Here is a 16,178-nt window from a genome sequence, read left to right on the forward strand (position 1 = left end):
TAGAATTCTCTGGATTGTATTAATTTATAGTTTTAATTTTATAGTTATAAGCTGCGCGTAAATATTATAAAATACTTAGTTGTCATGTTTTTACTTAATATTGCTAATCGACATTATGCCAAAGATAACTTTAAGGATAAAGAGGGCGTTTTAAGCAAAATAAACAAGGCGTATGATTATTGTGATCACACGCCTTGGTTTCTGATAACGTTTACGTTATTTTAAGAGGTTTTGACTTTAGTTTAAAACGGGCAATAAACCATAATCTTTACCATATTCCAACATCTGCTCTTGGAAGTTATCAGGGTAAGTGATTTTAACATTAGTCATTTTATCACCTAGATAAACGGCCTCTAATTTAGGGTTAACAAAACCAGAATATGGTGCTAATTTAAGTTTCTCATAACGGCTCAACACTTCTAAGTGCAATTTTTTGTCGACCTTAACCGCGTAGCCTTCAATTAAAGCTTGGCCTGCAGCAAAGTCACCTTCAGACTTTATTCGTTGTAATTCACGTAATAATTGGCCAAATAATGTCCGTAGCTTTTGATAGTCGTTAACAACAAAAAAAGTTTTTCCATCACGAACTCGCTTTTCAATAACATTGTCAGTGGCACCTTTTTCAAATGCCCAACTTGCAATTAACTGGCGGTTACGCATGTGCGCTTCTTCAATATGCTCACCCTCTTTTAGACGCCTTAATTGCAACATCATGCCGTTACGAATATAACTGTCGTAGCTTGCTTTCCCCACTTCTAAGCTTGGCATTGCACCCATATCAATTAATTTTTGATCCATAAGATAGTACAAGGCAATTAAGTCGGCGCGACCTTCTTCAAGGGCTGACGAATATTGCTTTAAAGTTTCTTTAGGTGTGCCAACGCCTTCGTTAATTTGTCCAGAAGCATGACCAACAACTTCATGTAAATCGGTATGCAAGTGAGACGCTAACGGACCAAATTCTTTGCTGCGGGCAAGTTCAGCATCGTCCCAAACAAACTCGGCTAACGAACCACCTTTTACGTTGTCATAAGCACTAACAATATTAGTTAAGCTTACCGACTTTGAACCATGCTCAGCGCGTATCCAGTTAGCGTTGGGTAAGTTAATGCCAATAGGCGTAGAAGGAGAAGCATCGCCAGATTCAATAACAACTGTAATGGCTTTACCGGTAATACCTTTGACTTCTTTTTTCTTATGGCTTTCAATGAGTGGTGAATTATCTTCAAACCACTGAGCTTCAGCGGCAATCTTAGCAATCACCTTGGTGGCTTCGTGATCTTTTACCGAAACAACGGATTCAAATGAACCTCTGTAAGCTAGAGGATCGTCGTAAACTTCGATGAAACCATTTACTACGTCAACATCTGAATTAACGTCTTTAACCCACGCAATAGAGTAGTCGTCAAAGTCTTTTAAATCACCGCTTCTATAGTATTTAGATAACAAGGTTAGGGCTTTACGTTGTTGCTCGTTTTCAGCAACAGTTGCTGCTTTATCTAGCCAAAAGACAATTTCACTGATGGCTTTATCGTACATACCACCCACTTTCCACACTTGTTCAACTATCTTGCCGTCAATTTTTACTAATTTAGAATTCAAGCCCCAAGATACTGGACGCTTAGGGTCTACATCGACCTTGTTTTTATAAAATTCTTCAACTTCTTGTTCGGTAACGCCTTCATAATAGTTAACGGAAGAGGCAACAACATTATCAATGTTAGCAGACTGATTAACCATTTTAGGTGCGACCGTTGGGTCGAATAAAATAGGCGTTAGTAAGGCCACTAACTGCTCAGCACTTTGGTCTTTATTTAAGGGTAATTTACCTTTTTCGGCAACTGACATGACATAGCTTTCAAAAGTTTCAGGGCTAAATTCAGGGCTGAATTTACCTGACATATAATGGTGATGAATGCCGTTAGAAAACCAAACACGTTTGGTGTATTCATTGAACTTTTTGAATTCTTCGCTGCTTTTGTCTCCGGCATAATCAGCGATAACCGCTTCTAGCGTATGACGAATGGTGAGGTTGTATTTGTAGTTATGATCCCAAGTAATATCACGACCAGAAAGCGCTGCTTTATAAAGATAAAATAACAATTCTTTAGTTTCTAGAGGCAACTCTTCAAAACCAGGTACTTGATAACGTATAACACGGATATCAGCAAAACGGTCTACCTGCCATTTAAATTCATTGTTGCTAGTTGCTGTCGCTTGATGAGTTTGCTTTGGCTCTGCTTTATTGCTGCTTGTTTCTTGTTCAGAGCAGCCAGAAAAAGCGAGCACAGCTGCTAACGCTGCAGATATTTTTGATAATTTCATGTGGTTTTAATTCCAAGTATTGCCCTGCGATCGAGCCTTTTATTATAAGTATTACTTAACGCTAAAATAATACTCACAATGTCGCAATATGTATACCTGTTAACTTTATTGGCAACAATCAGTATTTAGCTTAAAAGGTTCTTTAAAGGACGGAAAAATTAATATTTAGCGTTTTTAATGATGAAATATAGCTAAAATAGCTTGATATTTAATCATAGCGGACCTACATCATAGTAAATCCTAACCAGTAAAGTTCATTATGTTGTCTTATCTTCTTCCCATATTTATTGGCGTTTTACTTATTGGCTATTCTGTCGGTAAACCTTACTGGCGAGAATATCAGCGAGATAAAATAAGGCGTCAGCCATTTAAAAAAACATGGCGAAAAATCATTCAACAAAGAATGCCTTATTTTGGACAAATGCCAACAGATTTACAGTTGCAGTTAAAGCAACATATTCAGGTATTCTTGGCGGAGAAAACCTTCGTTGGTTGTAACGGTGTTAAAATAACCGATGAAATACGTATAACGATTGCTGCCCAAGCATGTCTATTGTTGCTTAATCGCAAGACTAATTTTTACCCTAAATTACAAACCATACTGGTTTACCCTCGGGCTTTTATTAAGCAACAGCAAAATATGGGGACTGATGGCTTAAGATACCAACAAAAAGTAGCATTGGCGGGTGAATCATGGGATTTTGGTAAAGTTGTATTATCTTGGCAAGATACTTTAGACGGTGCAAAAATACCTGATGATGGTCGTAATGTGGTCATTCATGAGTTTGCCCATCAGCTAGACCAAGAAAATGGCAGCGCTAACGGTGCGCCTATACTGGATAAAGGGCAGAGCTATCAAGGTTGGTCTGCTGCTTTTTCTCTACAATTTGAACAGTTAAAGATGCAAGCAAGAACCGGATCACCCTCATTATTTGATTATTACGGAGCAACAAATCCGGCTGAATTTTTTGCTGTTACCAGTGAAGTGTTTTTTGAGCAAGCTAAACAGTTTCATGCTAAGTATCCGATGCTCTATCAGCAACTTAAAAATTATTATCATGTTGACCCTGTTCACTGGGCTTAATATTCATATGACAGATAACATCACTTTAATAATGACAAATCTGGTGATTATTCTAAAGTACTTTATTGATATACCAAAATAATAGCGCAAGCTCCTGTTAGTACTGGGTACTATTTATGCGGAGCTATAAAATCTTCGGCTAATCTATCTTCACTGTAGTAAGATGCTCATAACCTGTTGTTTAAAATTATTACGGTTAGGGTGTGGAGTTAACAACTTCTTGTTTTAATGGTGATGATTTTCTAGATATTTCTAAAGATCCTGCTATGCGTTTACTAAAATCAACTATTCATCCTGACATTCGTGATATGTCAGCACGCCAATTTACTCGAAAAGCAACGCGGGCTATTGTCTTAAAGGGTGAAGATATACTTTTGCTGTATACCAAGCGGTATCATGATTACAGTTTACCCGGTGGCGGTATCGACGAAGGTGAAAGTAATGTTGCCGGTTTGGTGCGCGAGTTAAAAGAAGAAACTGGCGCGCATAATGTGCAAAATATTCAAGCGTTTGGTTTATATGAAGAGTTTAGACCTTGGCATAAGCCCGACTTCGAACTTATTCATATGGAGTCTTACTGTTATATTTGTTCAATAGATGAAGAGTTACTTGAACCCGAGCTTGAAGCGCATGAAATTAATAATGGTATGCATCCAATTTGGATGAATATACATCAAGCTATTAGTCATAATGAGCAAACAATAGCGAATAGTCTAAAAAAGGGACTTTCTATTGAACGTGAAACTTTTTTGTTAAAGCTTATTGTTAGTGAGCTACTAGTCAAATAGGGTTAAGTGGTTTTATTGTGGCTATTGTCCGGGGCAGGGACGTTTTCTATAAAAATTAGTCAGTACTTACTTCATTAGTAATGGCAATTCTTAAGGTTTCTCTTTTTAATAGTTTTGCTGCGACCTCTGCCGATACTTGGTAAAACTCATTAACGTATTCTTGTGCGTTGAGATATTCGCGTATTTTCTTTTTTATCGCGCACGGGTTGTTACACGCTAAAGAAAATACCAGCGAGTAATCACCTGGCGAGTTTTTTGATAGTAACCGAGCGTATTCGACCGGATCATCTGGAGTACAGCCTATTCTTATCACATCTGAAAAAAAAGAGTGAGTCATCACATAAACGTTACCCGTTGAAACAGTGTCTTTTTCCATGTCTTTTATAAACTTCTTTTTTATATTAAATAGTTTAAAGGTACTTTATCTTTGAAATAAAGTACCTCATCAAATAAATATGTACGGGCTTAAACTACTTTTAAATAGTCTTTAATTATTTTTGCGCCATTACTGGCTTGAATTGGCTTAAAAATAAAACCAGAAACGCCACTTGCTTGGCATTCATCGACGAGTCCTTTATCGGTAACCGAAGACAACATTACCACAGGTACATTTGAGCCACTGGCACGAATAGCTTTCAATGCTTCGTTACCGTTCATCTTAGTCATCACAACGTCCATGAAAAGGAAGTCAGGTGCTTGATTTTTTACCGCTTCTACCGCAGTACTACCATCGTCTGCTTCAATGACATTTTCATAACCTAAACCGGCTAAAAAGCGTTTTATTGCTTTTCGTATCATCGCACTATCGTCAACAAGTAATATTTTACTCTCTAGTGGTAAAGGTGTGCTGTGTGGATTTGCAATGCCTGAGCTTTGTTCTCTTTCAACATTACTGGTTTGAAAATTAACATTACGCACCAATAAATTAAAATAGTAACGACCAACACCTTCAACGGTAATTGGTACAGTTATTATCTCTTTAACGCCTGCTAAGTATTTTTCCATATCTTTAAAATTATGGATAAAATATGGGCTAGAAAAATCAAATTTTAAGTTGTTGCGGCTCAGTAAATCAGTTGCTCGACCAACAATGGTATTGCCCCATTCTGCTAAAGCATTACTTAACTCGTCATTTATTTCTGTGTAATCATATGCTTCATCAAACATATTTTGGCAAACAGAATTACCAATAGCTACTGCGGTTTCTGGGTAATGATGCATCATAATTACCCCATCTAAACAGCCGGTAATATCAGAGCAAACGGCATAACCTTTAAAACGAAAGTCTTCAACTTTATCCATAAAAGCTTCGCCGGCGCTCCCCGATAAACTGGTCATCGATTTTAAGCTAGCAATAGATTCATTAATGAAAGGATGTAAAGTGACCTTATAAATTGTATCAATAGACATGAAATATCCGCATATATTATTTTTATTGTGCGAATAAAATACTAGAGCAAATAAGGTTTTGCAAGCAAATACCCTAGGCGATTAACGAGCTTTGATTATTTTTTTTAATAATATATCAAGCACTAATCACTTCTGTGTTGATACTGGTGAAAAAACAACCAAAAATTTTAAGGATTAAGTAGAGAAAATAGAGTTTTTACTGTATAATGCGCCACTTTATTTTGATGGTCTTAAATATGTTTCTATTTTTGCTATCTTCACCGTTGCTGGTTAACAATTTTAGTTAGCACTATTTAGGAATTTATCTTTGATCACTACATCTAACATTACAATGCAATTTGGCGCAGAGCCTTTGTTTGAAAACATTTCGGCTAAATTTGGCAATGGTCACCGCTACGGTTTGATCGGCGCAAATGGTTGTGGCAAGTCTACATTCATGAAGATACTCAGTGGTGACTTAGTACCAAGTTCGGGCAATGTCTCGGTTAGTACTGGCAACAAAGTAAGTACGTTGGGTCAAGACCAGTTCGCTTTTGAACAACACAATGTTATTGACACTGTTATTATGGGTGATATGCCATTATGGAAAGTAAAGCAAGAAAGAGATGCTATATACGCACAAGCTGAAATGAGCGAAGCCGATGGTATGCGTGTTGGTGACTTAGAAAGTGAATTTGCTGAAATGGACGGTTACACCGCAGAAAGTCGCGCAGGTGAAATACTACTAGAAGCAGGTATCGAAGAATCTTTTCATTATGGTTCAATGCAACAAGTTGCTCCAGGTTGGAAACTTCGTGTTTTACTTGCGCAAGCCTTATTTGCTAACCCTGATATTTTATTACTCGATGAGCCAACCAACAACTTGGATATCCATACCATCAGTTGGTTAGAAGCTGAGTTAAACAAACGTAAATGCACCATGATTATTATTTCTCATGATAGACATTTTCTTAATTCAGTATGTACACATATGGCTGATATTGATTACGGTGAATTACGCGTTTATCCGGGTAATTACGAGTTCTTCTTAGCGCAGTCTGGTTTGTTACGCGAGCAGTTATTAGCCGGTAATGATAAAAAAGTTGCTGAGATCGCTGAGTTGCAAGACTTTGTTAACCGTTTTGGCGCTAACGCTTCTAAAGCGAAACAAGCAAGTTCTCGTGCTAAGAAAATGGATAAAATTAAACTTGATGATGTAAAGTCTTCAAGTCGTATCACCCCAAAAATAGCTTTTGCCCCTGGCAAGAAAATGCACAGACAAGCACTAGAACTTGAAGGTTTAGCGCATGGTTTTGACGGCGTTACTTTGTTTTCTAAAGGTGATTTATTGTTAGAAGCGGGTGCTAAATTAGCTATCATCGGAGAAAACGGTGTTGGTAAAACAACGTTACTTCGCTGTTTAATGAGCGAGTTAGAGCAAACTGAAGGCGTTGTTAAATGGTCTGAAAATGCCTCTGTGGGTTATTGTCCACAAGATAGTGGTTCATTCTTTGACAATGACTTAACATTGATGGAATGGATGTCGCAATGGCGTAGACCTTGTCACAATGATTTAAGTGTTCGTGGCATGCTAGGACGTATGTTATTCACTGATGATGATGCTAACAAGAAAGCACGTAACTGTTCAGGTGGTGAGAAAAATCGCTTGTTATTCGGTCGTTTAATGATGGCTGATATCAACGTATTAATTATGGATGAGCCGACTAACCACATGGACATCGAAGCGATAGATGCATTGAACAATGCGCTAAAAGACTTTGAAGGTACGTTAATTTTTGTTAGCCATGACCGTGAGTTTGTTTCTAGCTTAGCAACCCGTATTATCGACATTAAAGATAAAAAGCTTGTTGATTTTCAAGGTTCGTTAGATGAATATCTTGATAGCCAAATACAGGCTCAAAAAAGAGCTTAGTCCTCTTTTAGCTGAGTTATTTGATTGTTGAAAACGCCTTTAATGGCGTTTTTAACGCTTTAACTAAGCACTATTTAATAGACAAAAAAATGAGTTAGCAAACATTTAAAACGAGTGCGCTATACTCTCTACCACTCTGAAGACAACTCTACTGCTGCCTTCACCTTAACAACGTTCTCTAGGTCTAAACATGATAAACAATGATATTCTTCGTCGCTTAAGTACTTTACTTGATTTTGATGACGAAAAAACCCGTGCCGTCTTTAAATTAAATGCTTGTGAAATATCAGCAGAGCAATTGGTTTGTTTTTATAAAGAAAAAGACGATGAGACTTATGTTGAACTACTTGATGTAGAATTTGCTAGTTTCCTCAATGGCTTGATTGTTGAAAGAAGAGGCGCAAAAGAAGGGCCACAAGCGGTTCCTGAAGCTGTCTTAACTAATAACGCTATTTTTAATAAGTTAAAAATTGCTTTTTCTCTACAAGCTGATGAAGTGATTGATACGCTTGAATTAGCCGAGTTGAGCTTAACCAAATATGAATTAAGTGCATTTTTTCGAAGCATCAATAATAAACATTATAGAGATTGTAGTGATGAAGTTTTATCGACCTTTATTAAAGGTTTAAAAATTAAACTTCAAGGATAGTATTATGCCATTTTCGACACTGGGATTAAGTGAACCGCTTTTAAAAGCACTTGCTGACTTAAAATATGGCGAGCCAACGGCTATTCAGAAAAAAGCCATTCCGGTTATTTTATCGGGAAAAAACCTTGTTGCTGCAGCGCAAACAGGTACCGGTAAAACGGCCAGTTTTGTTTTACCAATACTTGAAAAACTTAATACCGAACGAAAATTACGTGGCAAACGTATTCGAGCGCTTATTCTTACCCCAACACGTGAACTTGCCGTTCAAGTAGAACAAAGTATCCGTGATTATGGTAAGTATTTAGACCTAAGCTCGATGGCAATGTACGGTGGTACTGACATTGAACCGCAAAGGCAGAAGCTTATTTGGGGGGTTGATATTGTTGTTGCGACTCCCGGGCGATTACTTGATATGGCTCATCAACGTGCTCTGCATTTTGATGAACTTGAAGTCCTTGTTTTAGATGAAGCTGACAGAATGCTTGATATGGGTTTTATTGAAGATATTAATAAAATCATTGAACGTTTGCCACTCGAACGTCAAAACTTATTATTTTCAGCCACTATTTCTGATGATGTTCGAACGTTATCAAAGCGTACCTTTAGTAATGCGACAGAAATCTCTATCGGCAATAATAGCGCCTCTAAACCTAAAATTGATCAATGGTTAATAACGGTTGATAAAGGTAATAAGTCGGCATTACTGAGCCATTTAATTATTGAACATCAATGGCAGCAAGCGCTGATCTTTATCGAAACAAAACACGGTGCAGCTAAACTTGTTAGCCAGCTAGAAAAACGTGGCATTAGTGCCGAGTCTATTCATGGTGGCAGAACACAAGCGATGCGAGAACAAGTTCTTAATGACTTTAAAGCCGGTAAAATTAAGTTTCTTGTCGCTACAGGTATTGCTTCACGCGGTCTTGATATCGGCGAGCTCACTCGAGTGGTTAATTACGACTTACCTGATCAAGTCGATGACTATATTCACCGTATTGGCCGAACAGGGCGAGCGGGAGCCTCTGGAGAAGCGGTATCATTTGTAGCCAAGGATAATTTTAGAAACTTGTGTGCGATAGAAAGCCGTTTAGGGCATGTTATTAAACGCAAAGAATTTGAAGGATTTCCAGTCAAAAAAGTGGTGCCACTTTCTATTCTAAATTATGTGCCAAAAAATAAACGTTAACTGCGGCTCATTAATTTATTAAGTTTGTATTGCGCTTGTTGGGGATGGGTTAAATCGATGATTTCTATCATTTCACACTCATCCCTGAGCATCTCACTGACATTACTCGGATAATCCCGGCAGTCTTCAGGGCGGTCTTGATAAATTGCGCAAGTATATTTAACTTGCTCGGTAGCATCTTGGTTAGGCATTTTTTCTAGGAAAGGGCACTGTGTCAGTTGTTTACCGGTTTGAGGATTAAACCAAATCTTATCTTTTATTACATATTGATGAATATGAGGGCGAAAAATTTCCCACATCTCAATATCTTCAATCGAAGCTGCTATGCCTCCGTCGCCATATTTTATACAGCATTTTCCACATTGATTACAATCTTTCAATGGTTGCTTAACTCGTTTTAGTGTTTAAACAAAAGTGTATCATGTTAGCCTAACAATTATTGCGCTGGGCATTCGTGTTTCTCTATACAATTAATTATCTCGCCTTGTACTGATTTGATATCCCCAGTATGCTCACCGACAATAAAGCAAATTTTCGAATTATAGGTAATAATAACAGCGTGAAAAAATCTATTTTAATAACAGGTTGTTCAAGCGGTATTGGTTTAGATGCGGCTCTGACGTTATCAACAAGAGGCTATCAAGTTTTTGCTACCGCAAGAAAACAAGCCGATGTTGTTATGCTACAAGAAAAAGGTTTAACCGCTTGCCAGCTTGATTTAACCCAAGTTGACAGTATCCATGCGGCACTTGCTTTTGTGCTCAATGAAACTGGGGGGACATTAGATTTTCTTTTTAATAATGGTGCCTATGGTCAACCGGGCGCATTAGAAGACTTACCAACTCAAGCGCTTATAAGCCAATTTGAAAGCAATGTTTTTGGCTGGCACGAGCTGACTAAACAAGTTATTCCGGTTATGCGCAAGCAAGGTCATGGCCGAATTATTCAATGTAGCTCAGTGTTAGGCTTTGTTTCTATGGCTTATCGTGGTGCTTATAATGCCTCAAAATATGCTGTTGAAGGTTTGTCTGACACCTTAAGGTTAGAATTGAGATCAGCGAATATCGCAGTGATACTTTTACAGCCGGGTCCCATTAATACTCAATTTCGCGCCAATGCCTTAAGTGCTTTTACAGCCAACATTGACGCTAAACACAGTGCCCATCATCTTGAGTATCAACAACAAATAGCAAGGCTGGCCAGTAAAACCTCGAATGCAAAATTTACCTTAGAAGCGGCAGATGTCACCAAAGCGTTGATCCATGCCTTAGAGAGTAAACGCCCGAAAATAAGATACAGAATTACCGTGCCTACTAAACTATTTGCCGTATTCAAACGTATACTACCGACAAGTTGGCTCGATAACCTTTTAGCTAAAGGTTAATGAGGTAAAATAAGGTAAAGTAACAACATAATATCCATTCATTTTTAAAAGGTAACTCTGATGAAAAGAACATCAAAAGTAGTTTGTACATTTTTAGCATTATTAACGAGCTTTAGTTTGTTAGCCTCTGATTTAAAAGTGGGAGAGCAAGCACCAGATTTTAAATTGCAAGCCACCAATGGTGATTATTACCAACTCAGTGACTACAAAGGTAAGCAAGCGGTTGTTTTAGCTTGGTATCCAATGGCCAACACACGTGGTTGTACCATTGAATGTAAGTCATTGGTTGAGAAGGGGCATTTGATCAGAGCGTATAATGCAAGTTACGTTATGGCCAGTGTTGACCCATTAGATGACAACAGAGATTTTGCTAAGAAAACCGGCGCAGACTTTCCGATGTTAAGCGATCCGACAAAAGCGACTGCAAAAGCCTACGATGTGTTGAATATGATGCAGGTTGCTAGTCGTGTGACATTTTATATTTCTAAAGAAGGTAAAATCTTGAAAATAGATGATGATATTTCGCCAAGAACAGCGGCAGAAGATATTGCCAGTAACCTTGAAATGTTAAAAGTAGCAAAAGCTCAATAAGATAATAAGAGCAGCCAACACTTTTGGCTGCTTATTATAAGTTACTCAGCGAGTAACTTTTCTATATCCGCTTTAATGCTAGTCGGTTTAGTGGTTGGCGCATAGCGTTTAACTACTTGGCCTTTCTTGTTCACTAAAAACTTAGTAAAATTCCACTTAATGCTCTTAGAACCTAGTATTCCAGGTGCTTGTGCCTTTAAAAAGGTAAAAAGAGGGTGAGTGTTGTCGCCATTGACGTCAATTTTATCAAATAATGGGAATTTGATATTAAACGTTAGATCACAAAACTGCTGTATTTCCTCATTACTGCCTTTTTCTTGTTGCTTAAACTGATTACAAGGAAAAGCTAAAACCGCTAAACCTTGTGTTTGATACTCACTGTAAAGTGATTGTAAGCCTTCATATTGAGGCGTAAATCCGCAGGCACTTGCCGTATTTACAATAAGCATTACCTTACCTTGGTAGTCTTTCAACTCAACGGTTTCTTTTTTATTGTTCAGCGCATTAAACTGATAAATAGCGTCAGACATTGATTATTCCTTTATATTAAGCGGCTTAAAATTTAGTGAAATTCTTCACAAGCTATCAAAGTGTTCTCGATTAAACTTGCTACTGTCATTGGGCCTACGCCGCCAGGTACGGGCGTAATATAAGCGGCTTTCGTTTGAGCTATATCAAAACCTACATCACCAACAAGTTTGCCATTGGCCAAACGGTTAATCCCCACATCAATAACAATAGCGCCAGCCTTAATCCATTCTCCAGGAATGAACTCAGGTTTTCCTACGGCCACAACAAGTAAATCAGCGTTACGTATTTTATCTTCAAGATTTTTAGTGAATCTATGCGTGGTGGTTACTGTGCAACCGGCCAGTAATAGTTCTAATGTCATTGGACGACCAACAATATTTGAAGCACCTACTATAACCGCCTCTAAACCATGTGGGTCTATACCGGTAGTCTCTATCAGCTTGATAATGCCCTTAGGTGTACAGGGGCGCAATCCTGGTTGACGAAGTGCTAGTTTGCCGACGTTGAATGGGTGGAAGCCATCAACATCTTTTAAAGGGTTAATATGCTCGATAATTAAATTAGCATCTAAACCTTTTGGTAAAGGGAGTTGAACAAGAATACCATCAATATTTTCGTCATTATTTAATTCATCAATTAAAGTAAATAATTCAGCTTGAGTGGTTGTTGGGGGCAGATCATATGAGCGAGAAAGAAAACCAACTTCTTCACATGCTTTACGCTTACTACCAACATAAACTTGTGAAGCAGGATCTGAGCCGACTAATATCACGGCTAGCCCGGGAGGTCGTAAGCCATTTTTAACGCGTACTGCTACTTTTTCTTTTACTGAGAGCCTAAGCTGCTGAGCAATATATTTACCGTCTATAAGAGTTGCTGTCATGATAGTTTCTATTAACTTAGTTAAATGATGAAAAACGACACTATTTTCGCATAAAAACCTGGACTGTTATAGCTACTGTTCTTATAAATGGTCTTTTATTCGGTAATATATCGTCAAATGAAGATTTAAAAATAAAATATACGCTTATCAAGTATGCCAAAAACTGAATTTATTGATAATTGAAGAGTTGCTATATTTATAGGCAATAAGTGCTGATTATCAAGCGGCTTGTTTTAAAAGTGAGCAAACGGTTATTTTTTTATAAAAAAGGTTTGACGGGACTCAGGCAACTAGGTAATATCCGCATCCGTTGAAAGGGGCATATTTTTAGTTCTTTTAAACGCAGTACATATCGGTGATTAGCGCAGCTTGGTAGCGCACTTGGTTTGGGTCCAAGGGGTCGCAAGTTCGAATCTTGCATCACCGACCACTTTTTTAATTATTTTTAATAACTAAAAATTTGGCCTGTAGGTAATGTGCGCCCTTAGCTCAGCTGGATAGAGCAACGCCCTTCTAAGGCGTGGGTCGCAGGTTCGAATCCTGCAGGGCGTACCAAACAGTATTTTACAATGGTGGCTATAGCTCAGTTGGTAGAGCCCCGGATTGTGATTCCGGTTGTCGAGGGTTCAAGTCCCTTTAGCCACCCCATTTTTTCTCAAGAAATGGTGATGAAATATTGTAGTAAGTAGGTTAAGTAGAAAATGTCGGTGATTAGCGCAGCTTGGTAGCGCACTTGGTTTGGGTCCAAGGGGTCGCAAGTTCGAATCTTGCATCACCGACCACTTCTTATTTTATATGCCTTTTATCGTTATCATCTCCCGTTATACACTCCTATTTACAAATCATAAGTTTAATTTAGAACAACTCCTTACAAATCATAAATTTAATCTAGAACAACTCTTTAACTACCAGTTACACCAATCTTTATGCACTTTAAATTTAATTTATTACATTTAAATGAAGTCAGCACACACTGTTTTTACTCGTTTTATCACCCATTTAAAAAATAAGTCAAAAATAACGTCATTAAAGGGTCGACTCTTATATCAAGCATCGCTATAATTTCGCGTCATTATTTTAAAATCTAGGTCTATATCATGCCTTTTAAACCTCGCTGAGCGAGGAACTATTTATTAGTGTTGGTATTTACTCTGATTTTTCGGGCTTCTGTAGCGTTGGTTATAGGGCTACAAACGTCACACTCTTTGGCTAATTAAGCTGTGAAGTAGTTGTGTTATTGAAAGCGTTACTAAAACGCTAAGTTTTGAGGTATTAAAATGCAAGTTTCAGTAGAGACTACACAAGGTTTGGAACGTAAGTTAACTATTTCTGTTCCTGCAGAATCAGTAGATGTAGAAGTTAAAAACCGTCTTCGTCACATATCAAAAACCCAGCGAATTAATGGTTTCCGTCCAGGTAAAGTTCCTGCGACTGTTATCCAAAAGCGTTACGGTCAATCAGTTCGTCAAGAAGTTGCTGGTGAATTAATGCAACGTAACTTTGTTGATGCAATTGTTGCAGAAAAAATGAATCCAGCTGGTCGTCCAAGTTTTATTGCTAAAAGCAATGAAGACGGCAAAGCGCTAGAATTCGAAGCTACTTTTGAAGTTTACCCTGATGTTGCTTTAACGGGCTTAGATTCAATTAACGTTGAACGTCCTGACGTTGAAGTTACAGATGCTGATTTAGATGAAATGTTTATTACATTACAGAATCAACATAAAACGTGGAAAGAAAACAAGCGTAAAACTAAAGCCGGTGACAAACTTGTTTTAGATTTTACTGGCCGTGTTGACGGTGAAGTTTTTGAAGGCGGCGAAGCTAAAGATTTCGAACTTGAATTAGGCGCTGGTCGCATGATCCCAGGTTTTGAAAAAGAAATTACTGGCATGAAAGCTGGCGATGAAAAAACAATTAAAGTGACTTTCCCTGATGATTACCATGCTGAAAACCTAAAAGGCAAAGAAGCAGAGTTTGATATCGTTCTTCATAAAACTGAAGGTCCAGTATTACCAACAATCGATGAAGATTTTGCTAAATTGTTTGGTGTTCAAGAAGGTGGCGTAGAAGCATTACGCACTGAAGTAAGCACTAACATGACTCGTGAGTTAACCCAAGCGGTTAAAGCTAAAGTTAAAGAGCAAGTAATCGAAGGCTTATTAGCTGCTAACGATGTTGAAATTCCTAAAGCGTTAATCGCTCAAGAAATTGACGTTTTACGTAAGCAAGCAATGCAACGTTTTGCGGGTCAAATGGATCCTAATAACATGCCAGAGCTTCCAGCTGATATGTTTGAAGAGCAAGCTAAACGCCGTGTTAAAGTTGGTTTGTTACTAGGTGAAGTGATCAAAGTTAATGAATTAAAAGTTGACGAAAACAAAGTTAACGAATTAATTGCATCAGCCGCATCAGCTTACGAAGATCCAAAAGAAGTTATCGAGTACTACGCAACAAACAAAGAGCTTAACCAACAAATGCAGAATGTTGCATTAGAAGAGCAAGCTGTTGAATTGTTACTTGAAAGCGCAAAAGTTAATAAAAAGAAAGCAAGCTTTAAAGATATAATGAATCCAGAAGGTAAATAAGACTGAGTCTCTTAGGATTCTTGCCACTGAGCAAAGAAACTTAATCGGCTGAGTTGCTGCCATTTGCTTAAATTTGTAGCACTTTAGTGAAACAAATTTGAATTGGTAGACCTTTTAGATTGACATTATGTCAAGCAATCGCTTAAATGGCTGGTATGGGGACATACGAGCCATTTTTTATATAGAAAGGAAATTTTAGTTGTTTACTTCTCAAAATAATTCTCAGAAAATCACCAGCACTATCGATAGTGCTTTAGTGCCAATGGTTATTGAGCAAACACCTAAGGGTGAGCGCTCGTTCGATATTTATTCAAGACTTTTAAAAGAGCGTGTTATTTTCTTGTGTGGTCAAGTTGAAGATCACATGGCTAATTTGATTGTTGCTCAGTTATTATTCCTTGAGTCTGAAAGTCCTGATAAAGATATATACTTATATATTAATTCACCTGGCGGTTCGGTAACTGCAGGTATGGCTATTTACGATACGATGAAGTTTATTAAGCCAAACATTAGTACAGTATGTATTGGTCAGGCGGCTAGCATGGGCGCATTCTTATTGTCAGGCGGTGAAAAAGGTAAACGTTACTGTCTACCCAATGCCCGTGTGATGATTCATCAGCCACTTGGTGGTTTCCAAGGTCAAGCATCTGACTTTGAAATTCATGCGAAAGAAATTCTTTATATTAAAACTAAATTGAACAGTTTAATGGCCGAGCATACAGGTCAGTCATTAGAGAAAGTTTCTCATGACACCGACCGTGACAACTTCTTAAGTGCAGAAAGTGCGGTTGAATATGGATTAGTTGACTCCATATTAACAGAACGATTAGATAAATAATTTCACAACTTT

At 37.9% G+C, this 16,178-nt stretch carries 15 protein-coding genes and 4 tRNA genes; 13 read left to right on the top strand and 6 right to left on the bottom strand.

Going from position 1 to position 16,178, the window contains the following annotated elements; translation table 11 throughout:
- Window positions 1-237 precede the first annotated feature (237 nt).
- Window positions 238-2,325: a dipeptidyl-peptidase 3 family protein gene (locus H4J69_RS00195; RefSeq protein ID WP_182244050.1), complete on the bottom strand. Its 2,088-nt coding sequence runs from the start codon at window positions 2,323-2,325 to the stop codon at window positions 238-240.
- A 259-nt stretch (window positions 2,326-2,584) separates the two neighbouring features.
- On the opposite strand from H4J69_RS00195, the gene H4J69_RS00200 reads away from it, so the two are divergent.
- Together H4J69_RS00200 and H4J69_RS00205 are read left to right on the top strand one after the other, a co-directional pair.
- Window positions 2,585-3,409: a zinc-dependent peptidase gene (locus tag H4J69_RS00200; protein ID WP_182244051.1), complete on the top strand. Its 825-nt coding sequence runs from the start codon at window positions 2,585-2,587 to the stop codon at window positions 3,407-3,409.
- 266 nt (window positions 3,410-3,675) lie between these two features.
- On the top strand, window positions 3,676-4,197 hold the full coding sequence (locus H4J69_RS00205; RefSeq protein WP_182214967.1) for an NUDIX hydrolase: 522 nt from the start codon (window positions 3,676-3,678) through the stop codon (window positions 4,195-4,197).
- Window positions 4,198-4,252: 55 nt separating this feature from the next.
- Here H4J69_RS00205 and H4J69_RS00210 read toward each other — a convergent pair whose 3' ends face one another.
- Complete coding sequence (locus tag H4J69_RS00210; protein ID WP_182214846.1) at window positions 4,253-4,573, bottom strand: GIY-YIG nuclease family protein; 321 nt, start codon at window positions 4,571-4,573, stop codon at window positions 4,253-4,255.
- 89 nt (window positions 4,574-4,662) lie between these two features.
- Window positions 4,663-5,607 (bottom strand): response regulator, encoded by a 945-nt coding sequence (locus tag H4J69_RS00215; protein ID WP_182214848.1) that lies wholly within the window; start codon window positions 5,605-5,607, stop codon window positions 4,663-4,665.
- 307 nt (window positions 5,608-5,914) lie between these two features.
- On the opposite strand from H4J69_RS00215, the gene H4J69_RS00220 reads away from it, so the two are divergent.
- From H4J69_RS00220 to H4J69_RS00230, 3 genes are all read left to right on the top strand, one after another.
- Window positions 5,915-7,519, top strand: a complete 1,605-nt coding sequence (locus H4J69_RS00220; RefSeq protein WP_070374171.1) for an ABC-F family ATPase — start codon at window positions 5,915-5,917, stop codon at window positions 7,517-7,519.
- A gap of 190 nt (window positions 7,520-7,709) precedes the next feature.
- A complete protein-coding gene (locus H4J69_RS00225) occupies window positions 7,710-8,168 on the top strand; it encodes a DUF1456 family protein (protein WP_070374170.1) in 459 nt (152 codons plus the stop codon).
- 4 nt (window positions 8,169-8,172) lie between these two features.
- The gene (locus H4J69_RS00230; protein WP_070374169.1) at window positions 8,173-9,354 is read left to right on the top strand and encodes a DEAD/DEAH box helicase; all 1,182 of its coding nucleotides are present in this window, start codon (window positions 8,173-8,175) and stop codon (window positions 9,352-9,354) included.
- Here the strand turns inward: H4J69_RS00230 and H4J69_RS00235 are convergent.
- The gene (locus tag H4J69_RS00235; protein WP_182214850.1) at window positions 9,351-9,734 is read right to left on the bottom strand and encodes a YkgJ family cysteine cluster protein; all 384 of its coding nucleotides are present in this window, start codon (window positions 9,732-9,734) and stop codon (window positions 9,351-9,353) included. The two genes, H4J69_RS00230 and H4J69_RS00235, sit on opposite strands and share 4 nt — an antisense overlap.
- A gap of 179 nt (window positions 9,735-9,913) precedes the next feature.
- Here H4J69_RS00235 and H4J69_RS00240 point away from each other — a divergent pair, with 179 nt between their 5' ends.
- Together H4J69_RS00240 and H4J69_RS00245 are read left to right on the top strand one after the other, a co-directional pair.
- The gene (locus H4J69_RS00240) at window positions 9,914-10,738 is read left to right on the top strand and encodes an SDR family oxidoreductase (RefSeq protein ID WP_182244052.1); all 825 of its coding nucleotides are present in this window, start codon (window positions 9,914-9,916) and stop codon (window positions 10,736-10,738) included.
- Between the two features lie 60 nt (window positions 10,739-10,798).
- Complete coding sequence (locus H4J69_RS00245; RefSeq protein WP_182243198.1) at window positions 10,799-11,329, top strand: redoxin domain-containing protein; 531 nt, start codon at window positions 10,799-10,801, stop codon at window positions 11,327-11,329.
- A gap of 41 nt (window positions 11,330-11,370) precedes the next feature.
- Here the strand turns inward: H4J69_RS00245 and H4J69_RS00250 are convergent, their stop codons facing one another.
- Both H4J69_RS00250 and folD read right to left on the bottom strand, forming a co-directional pair.
- Window positions 11,371-11,859, bottom strand: a complete 489-nt coding sequence (locus H4J69_RS00250; RefSeq protein WP_182214852.1) for a glutathione peroxidase — start codon at window positions 11,857-11,859, stop codon at window positions 11,371-11,373.
- 32 nt (window positions 11,860-11,891) lie between these two features.
- Entirely contained in the window at window positions 11,892-12,743 is an 852-nt protein-coding gene (folD, locus tag H4J69_RS00255; RefSeq protein ID WP_182214853.1) for a bifunctional methylenetetrahydrofolate dehydrogenase/methenyltetrahydrofolate cyclohydrolase FolD, read from the bottom strand.
- 353 nt (window positions 12,744-13,096) lie between these two features.
- Between folD and H4J69_RS00260 the strand changes: the two genes are divergently transcribed.
- The 6 genes from H4J69_RS00260 to clpP all read left to right on the top strand — a co-directional run bounded on the left by H4J69_RS00260 (window position 13,097) and on the right by clpP (window position 16,166).
- Window positions 13,097-13,173 (top strand) — tRNA-Pro (locus tag H4J69_RS00260).
- A gap of 48 nt (window positions 13,174-13,221) precedes the next feature.
- A tRNA-Arg gene (locus H4J69_RS00265) sits at window positions 13,222-13,298 on the top strand.
- Window positions 13,299-13,315: 17 nt separating this feature from the next.
- Window positions 13,316-13,391, top strand: a tRNA-His gene (locus tag H4J69_RS00270).
- Between the two features lie 57 nt (window positions 13,392-13,448).
- Window positions 13,449-13,525, top strand: a tRNA-Pro gene (locus tag H4J69_RS00275).
- Window positions 13,526-14,020: 495 nt separating this feature from the next.
- The gene (gene tig / locus H4J69_RS00280; protein WP_070374164.1) at window positions 14,021-15,328 is read left to right on the top strand and encodes a trigger factor; all 1,308 of its coding nucleotides are present in this window, start codon (window positions 14,021-14,023) and stop codon (window positions 15,326-15,328) included.
- A 229-nt stretch (window positions 15,329-15,557) separates the two neighbouring features.
- Entirely contained in the window at window positions 15,558-16,166 is a 609-nt protein-coding gene (gene clpP, locus H4J69_RS00285; protein ID WP_182214969.1) for an ATP-dependent Clp endopeptidase proteolytic subunit ClpP, read from the top strand.
- Window positions 16,167-16,178 lie beyond the last annotated feature (12 nt).

It is taken from the genome of Colwellia sp. BRX10-9, from assembly GCF_014077405.1.
GTDB lineage: Bacteria > Pseudomonadota > Gammaproteobacteria > Enterobacterales > Alteromonadaceae > Colwellia_A.

Coding starts and splice junctions, on each gene's coding strand:
- H4J69_RS00205 (WP_182214967.1), top strand. CDS start 3,676: ATGCGTTTACTAAAATCAACTATTCATCCTGACATTCGTGATATGTCA.
- H4J69_RS00210 (WP_182214846.1), bottom strand. CDS start 4,573: ATGGAAAAAGACACTGTTTCAACGGGTAACGTTTATGTGATGACTCAC.
- H4J69_RS00195 (WP_182244050.1), bottom strand. CDS start 2,325: ATGAAATTATCAAAAATATCTGCAGCGTTAGCAGCTGTGCTCGCTTTT.
- H4J69_RS00250 (WP_182214852.1), bottom strand. CDS start 11,859: ATGTCTGACGCTATTTATCAGTTTAATGCGCTGAACAATAAAAAAGAA.
- H4J69_RS00225 (WP_070374170.1), top strand. CDS start 7,710: ATGATAAACAATGATATTCTTCGTCGCTTAAGTACTTTACTTGATTTT.
- H4J69_RS00245 (WP_182243198.1), top strand. CDS start 10,799: ATGAAAAGAACATCAAAAGTAGTTTGTACATTTTTAGCATTATTAACG.
- tig (WP_070374164.1), top strand. CDS start 14,021: ATGCAAGTTTCAGTAGAGACTACACAAGGTTTGGAACGTAAGTTAACT.
- H4J69_RS00230 (WP_070374169.1), top strand. CDS start 8,173: ATGCCATTTTCGACACTGGGATTAAGTGAACCGCTTTTAAAAGCACTT.
- H4J69_RS00215 (WP_182214848.1), bottom strand. CDS start 5,607: ATGTCTATTGATACAATTTATAAGGTCACTTTACATCCTTTCATTAAT.
- folD (WP_182214853.1), bottom strand. CDS start 12,743: ATGACAGCAACTCTTATAGACGGTAAATATATTGCTCAGCAGCTTAGG.
- H4J69_RS00200 (WP_182244051.1), top strand. CDS start 2,585: ATGTTGTCTTATCTTCTTCCCATATTTATTGGCGTTTTACTTATTGGC.